Annotated in this window: 4 protein-coding genes; 3 read left to right on the top strand and 1 reads right to left on the bottom strand. The window is 72.9% G+C overall.

Features of this window, described 5'->3' with window-relative positions:
- Positions 1 to 61: 61 nt before the first annotated feature.
- Positions 62 to 2,155: a bifunctional aldolase/short-chain dehydrogenase gene (locus PT931_RS31705; protein ID WP_456249393.1), complete on the bottom strand. Its 2,094-nt coding sequence runs from the start codon at positions 2,153 to 2,155 to the stop codon at positions 62 to 64.
- A gap of 118 nt (positions 2,156 to 2,273) precedes the next feature.
- On the opposite strand from PT931_RS31705, the gene mtnA reads away from it, so the two are divergent.
- From mtnA to PT931_RS31690, 3 genes are all read left to right on the top strand, one after another.
- Positions 2,274 to 3,248, top strand: a complete 975-nt coding sequence (mtnA, locus tag PT931_RS31700) for an S-methyl-5-thioribose-1-phosphate isomerase (RefSeq protein WP_456249392.1) — start codon at positions 2,274 to 2,276, stop codon at positions 3,246 to 3,248.
- A gap of 198 nt (positions 3,249 to 3,446) precedes the next feature.
- Positions 3,447 to 5,087 (top strand): choice-of-anchor B family protein, encoded by a 1,641-nt coding sequence (locus tag PT931_RS31695; RefSeq protein WP_456249391.1) that lies wholly within the window; start codon positions 3,447 to 3,449, stop codon positions 5,085 to 5,087.
- 69 nt (positions 5,088 to 5,156) lie between these two features.
- A complete protein-coding gene (locus PT931_RS31690) occupies positions 5,157 to 6,020 on the top strand; it encodes a hypothetical protein (RefSeq protein ID WP_456249390.1) in 864 nt (287 codons plus the stop codon).
- Positions 6,021 to 6,254 lie beyond the last annotated feature (234 nt).

The raw sequence follows: 6,254 nt of genomic DNA, 5'->3' as shown, positions 1-6,254 counted from the left end.
GGCGGCGACCCGCCCCTAGGGGTCCGGGGGGGGCGGCGCGCGCCGCCCCCACCGGGCCTGGTCAGATCACCCGCTCGTTGCCGCCGTCGATCGGGATCTGCGCCCCGGTCGTCCCCGAGAACACCGCCGAGCACACCGTGGCGACCAGTTCCCCGACCCGGGCGCTGGTCAGCTCCGTACCCAGCAGGTTCCGCTTCTTGTAGGCGGCCACGCTCACGCCGTAGTGCCCGGCGCGCTGGGCGAGCAGCTCCGGCGTCCACAGGCCGGTGTCGAAGATCGCGTCGGGGTGCACCAGGTTGACCCGGATGCCGTCGGCGGCCCACTCCAGGGCGGCGACCCGGGCGAGCTGGGTGGCGGCGGCCTTCGAGGCGGAGTACGCCGCGGCGCCCGGCCCCGGCGCGGGCACGTTCTTCGACGCGATCACCGCGACCCGGCCACCCCGGGGCGCGAGCGCCAGGTACGGGTGGGCGAGGGCGAGCAGGGTGGCGGTCGCGTCGGCGTTGACGGCCATGGTGCGCCGCCACTCGACCGGGTCGAGGTCGGCGAGCGGCCGGCTGGCGGGGAACACCCCGGCGGAGGCCACCAGCATGTCGAGCCCGCCGAACCGGGCCACCCCGGCGGCCACGGCCGCGCGCAGGGCGTCGGGGTCCGTGACGTCGGCGACCAGCCCGAGCCGGTCCGGGCCGGTGAACAGGCCGGTCACGCCCGGGTCGACGTCCACGCCGACGACGGCCGCGCCCCGGGCCCGCAGCGCGTCGGCGCAGGCCAGCCCGATGCCGGACGCGGCACCCGTGACCAGGGCGACCTCCCCGGTGAACTCGGCCGCGGCACCCGCCCGGCGCAGCTTGGCCTGCTCCAGGTCCCAGTACTCCATGTCGAACAGGTCCGCCGCCGGCAGCGCCCGGTACCCGCCGAGCTCCTCGGCCTGGCCGATCACGGTCACCGTGTGCCGGTAGATGTCGGCCGCGATCTCGGCGTCCACGGCGCGCCGACCGACCGTGAGCAGCCCGAACGCGCGGTCGAGGAGCACCCGGGGCGCGGGGTCGAGCATCGTGAGGGCGGTGCCGCGCCGGTGGGCGTGCTCGGCGAAGTAGGCCCGGTAGTCGGCGGCGTAACCCTCCAGATCACGACCGACGAGGGGTACGCGTTTGGTCCGGATCACGTGGTCGGGGGTGAGGGGGCCGCGCCCGGCGAGGTCGGCCAGGTCGGGGCGCTCGACGAAGGCCCGCAGCTCCGGGTCTTCGTGCCGGCTGAGGATGACGGGCGCGCCGACCAGCGCGGACACCTCGGCCCGCAGCCGGGCGTGTTCCACCGGCGGGAACACCGGAACGGCACCGGCGCGCGCGGGGTCCGGCAGCACGGCATCGGCGCGCGCAGGATCCGGCAGCACGGCATCGGCACTCGCGGGGCCCGGGAGCCCGGCGACGGCAGCGTCCCCGGCCGGAGGGCCGCCGACCTGTGCCGTCTGCGCCGACGGGCGGGACCGGTTCCCCGGCTCCGGCAGCGCCCCCTCGATCCGATTGATCAGGTCGACGTGCCGCCGGTACGCCTCCCGGGTGTCCGCCCCGAAGGTGAACAGCCCGTGGTTGAGCAGCACCAGCCCCACGGTCTCGTCGGTGAGCTGGTCGAGCACGGTGTCCGCGCACCGCCGGGCCAGGTCGAACCCGGGCATCACGTACGGCACGACCACGACGGCCGACCCGAGGAGCTTGCGCACCCGTTCCGCCCCGTCGGGCTGGTTCGTCAGCGCGATCAGCGCGTCGGCGTGGCTGTGCAGCACCGCCGGGTACGGCAGCAGCGCGTGCAGCAGCGACTCGACACTCGGATCGGGCGCGCCGGCGTCGAGCGAGGAGCAGCGCAGCGCGTTCATCATGGCCGGGTCGCTGAGCGCCGGCAGGGTGAGCAGCTGGCGGAGCCGGTCCATCCGGAGCGGGGCGAACCCGGCCGGCTCGATGGTCGCCAGGTCCCAGCCGCTGCCCTTGACGTGCAGGACCTCGATGTCGGAGCCGTCCAGGTCGGCGACGGTGGTCTTGACGGACGTGTTGCCGCCGCCGTGCAGGACGAGGTCGGGTTCGGCCCCGAGCAGCCGCGAGCCGTACACGCAGCTCCCGAGGGGGTCGGCGGGTGCGTCGGCGTCGTTCCAGCGGTCGCGCATCGGGCCCTCTTCGTCTCGGTGGATCTTCGCCGCTGATGCTACGGGGTGCCGGTTCCCCCCACGGCCCCGTGCGGCCCGGGGGCCCCGCGCCGGGCCCCCGTTCCCCTAGGCTGCCCTCATGGACCGGACCCTGGACTGGAACGACGGAGCGATCCTCGCGATCGACCAGTGCGCGCTGCCCGCCGAGTACCGGCTGATCCGCCTCGACACGGTCGACGCCCTGATCGCCGCCCTCCAGCGCCTGGCGATCCGGGGCGCGCCCGCGATCGGCGTGGCCGGCGGCCTCGGCGTGGCCCTGGCCGCGTTCGCGCACCCGGGCGACGAGGCGGCCGTGCGCGCCGACGCCGCCCGGCTCGCCGACGCCCGCCCGACGGCCGTGAACCTGGCCTGGGGCGTGCGCCGGGCCCTGGCGAGGCTGCCCGAGGGGCCCGACGCGGTGCTCGCCGAGGCGGTGGCCATGGTCGACGAGGACGAGCGGGTCAACCGGGCCGCGGGGAAGCGCGCCGCCGACCTGCTGGCGGAGCGGTACGGCGACCGGCCGCTGCGCCTGCTCACGCACTGCAACGCCGGGGCGCTGGCCACGGTCGCCTGGGGCACGGCCCTGGGCGCGGTCCGCGAACTGGCCGCCGCCGGCCGGGTCGAGTCGGTCCTGGCCACCGAGACCCGGCCGCTGCGGCAGGGCGCCCGCCTGACGGTGTGGGAACTGGCCGCCGAGGGCATCCCGTACCGGTTGTGCGTGGACTCCGCCGGGCCGGCCGCGATCGGGGCGGGCCTGATCGACGCGGTGATCGTGGGCGCGGACCGGGTGGCCGCCAACGGCGACGTCGCGAACAAGGTCGGCACGTACGCGCTGGCGTGCGCCGCCGCCCGCAGCGGGGTGCCGTTCCTGGTGGTCGCGCCGGAGTCGACGATCGACGCGGACACCCCGACGGGCGCGGGGATCGTGATCGAGCAGCGGGACGCGGCCGAGGTGACCGACTGGATGGGGGAGCTGGCCACGGTGCCGGGCACCCGGGTGTACAACCCGGCGTTCGACGTGACGCCCGCCGAGCTGGTCACGGCCGTGGTGACGGAGCTGCGGCTGTACCCGTGACCGGTGTGCCAGGCTAAACGGAAATTTCACATAGACGCCTGTGAGTGCCGTGCGGCGATTGTCTGCGTACGATGTGGACCACCACATATGTGGACGCGACACCCACCCCTCAACTCACAGGGTCGTGCGGAACCGGGCGCTCGTCCGGCCGTGCCGCGAGCGACGGACCGCCCGCGCGCCCCGGAATGGAGCGCCGCCGTGCGCACTAGTATCCGCGTGGCGGGTCTGGCGGTCGGGGCCCTGGCCCTGTTGCTGACCGTCACCCCCGCCGCCTCGGCCCATGATCCCGACTCGCCCGCCGGCAAGGAGGACATCCGCCGGCACCAGGCCGACCACCAGCCCGCCTGGCGCACCGCCCCCATCACCGGGGCGGCCGTGACGTGCGTGAACGGCAAGGCCGGCAGCTACCCCTGCTCCAACATCGACCTGCTGTCGGTCCTGCCGCTGTCGAGCATCGGCGGCGGCAACGGCAACAGCATGTGGGGCTGGACCGACACCTCGACGAACAAGGAGTACATCCTCGTCGGCCGGTCCAACGGCACGTCCTTCGTGGACGTGACCGACGCGGTGAACCCGAAGTACCTCGGGAACCTGCCGTCGTACAACGGCACCAGCAGCTCGTGGCGCGACATCAAGGTGTACGCCAACCACGCGTACGTCGGCGCCGACTCGATCTCGACCCACGGCATGCAGGTGTTCGACCTGACCCGGCTGCGGACCGTGACCACGCCGCAGACGTTCACCGCCGACGCGCGCTACACGGGCTTCGGCAACTCCCACACCCTCGCCGTCAACGAGGAGACCGGCTTCATCTACGCCGTGGGCACGAACACGTGCAGCGGCGGGGTGCACATGGTCAACGTGCAGAACCCGAAGTCGCCGACGAACGCGGGCTGCGTCAGCAACGACGGGTACACCCACGAGAACCAGTGCGTGGTCTACCACGGGCCGGACGTGGCGTACCAGAACAAGGAGATCTGCTTCAACTACAACGAGGACACGCTCACCATCGTGGACGTGACCACGAAGTCGGCCCCGAAGCAGCTGTCCCGGACCGGGTACACGAACAACCGGTACACCCACCAGGGTTGGCTGACCGCCGACCACAAGATGCTGGTGATGGACGACGAGCTCGACAACGACGGCCGGACCCTGATCTGGAACGTCGCCGACCTCGACGCGCCCGTGTGGTCGGGCACCTACACGCCGAACCCGAGCTCGATGGGCGCGGCGATCGACCACAACCAGTACATCCACAACGGGTACGTGTACCAGGCCAACTACCGGGCCGGGCTGCACATCCTGGATGCGAAGAACATCGCCTCCAACACCCTGACGGAGGCCGGCTACTTCGACATCTACCCGGCCGACAACAACCAGTCGTTCAACGGGGCGTGGAACGTCTACCCGTTCCTGAAGAGCGGGATCGTGGCCATCAACGGCATCGAGCAGGGCCTCGTGCTGGTCAAGCCGAACCTGGGCACCGTCCCGCCTACCGGCGGCTACTTCGAGAACACCGCCGACGTGGCGATCACCGACAACGCGACGGTGACCAGCTCCATCACGGTGTCGGGGCCGACCGTCACGCCGGGCACGCTGAAGGTGGGCGTGGACATCAAGCACACCTACCGCGGTGACCTGGTCATCTCCCTGATCGCGCCGGACGGCACGGTCTACCTGCTGGAGGACATCGCCAACAGCGACAGCGCCGACAACGTGATCAAGACGTACACGGTCAACGCCTCGTCCGAGGCGCCCGGTGGCGTCTGGAAGTTGCAGGTCAAGGACGTCGCCTCGCAGGACGTCGGCAAGATCGACGCCTGGAACCTGCAGTTCTGATCCCGCCCGCCCGGGCGGGGAGCGCACCTCTGGCTCCCCGCCCGGGCTCGGCGCGTCCGTGGAGGACCCGTGAAAATCAAGATCGCTTTCGGGGTACTGCTGGCCGGCATCCTCGCCGCGTCCGTCGTGTACACGGTGCGGGCGTCGTCCGGCCCGCCCGCCGCGTCGGCCCCCCTGCCCTCGCCGTCCCCGACCCTGCACGGCGACGGCCTGTCCGACAGCCACGACGGCTACCGGATGATCGCCGTGACGGTCCCCGACGCGCGCGGCCCGGCCAAGGAGGTGGCGTTCCGGATCCTCGGGCCCGATGGCGAACCCGCGACCGAGTACGACGACCTGCAGACCCAGCGCCTGCACATGTACGTGGTCCGCGACGACATGAGCGCCTACCAGCACCTGCACCCGACCCTGACGGCCGGCACCTGGCGCGCGACGGTCGCGGTCCCCGACGGTGGCGCGTACCGGGTCTTCGCCGAGTTCCTGCCCCGGGGCAGGGGCGGCGCGGCGGGCCACCCGACCGTCCTCGGCGTGCCCTTCCTCATCCCGGGGGACACGAACTTCGTCCCGCTGCCGCCCCCGGCGAAGACCGCGAAGGCCGGCCCGTACACGGTGACCCGGCTCGACGGGCTGGCCATGTTGCCGGTCGGGCGGAGCACCACGATGCGGTTCGAGGTGTCCGACGCGTCCGGGACGGTGGTCACGGCCCTGGAGCCCTACCTCGGCGCGTACGCCCACCTGTCCTCCTTCGAGTCCCAGAGCCTGGCGCTGACCCATCTGCACCCGTTGGCCCCGGCGATGACGACGGCCGGGCCGAGCGGGTCCACCCTGGTGTTCCACGCCCAGTTCGGCACCCGGGGCGAGCAGCGGATGTTCCTCCAGTTCGCGGCGGGCGGCACGGTGCACCTGGCGGAGTTCACGGTGTTCGTGACCTGAGCCGCGGGCCGGTGACCTGCCTCCGTGCCCCCGGTCCGACCCCGCCCGCGGCGGGGTCGGCGGGGGCACGGCTCCGCCCGGGGCCGTCCTCGCCGGCCACCGGGTCGACGGCCCGCCGCCCGCCCCACCCCGCGCGCCCCAACTGCAAGATTGCCGACTAATATTGCAGCTTCTTGCAACAATGGTGCGCGGAGCGTAGATTCGTGTGGACTCATGGTGGAGTCTGTGGAACAC

This window comes from Longispora urticae, assembly GCF_053902585.1.
This window is presented reverse-complemented; position numbering and strand designations above follow the sequence as displayed.

What these genes read in the sequence shown, in the direction of transcription:
- PT931_RS31705 (WP_456249393.1), bottom strand. Translation starts at nt 2,155, where the DNA reads ATGCGCGACCGCTGGAACGACGCCGACGCACCCGCCGACCCCCTCGGG.
- mtnA (WP_456249392.1), top strand. Translation starts at nt 2,274, where the DNA reads ATGGACCGGACCCTGGACTGGAACGACGGAGCGATCCTCGCGATCGAC.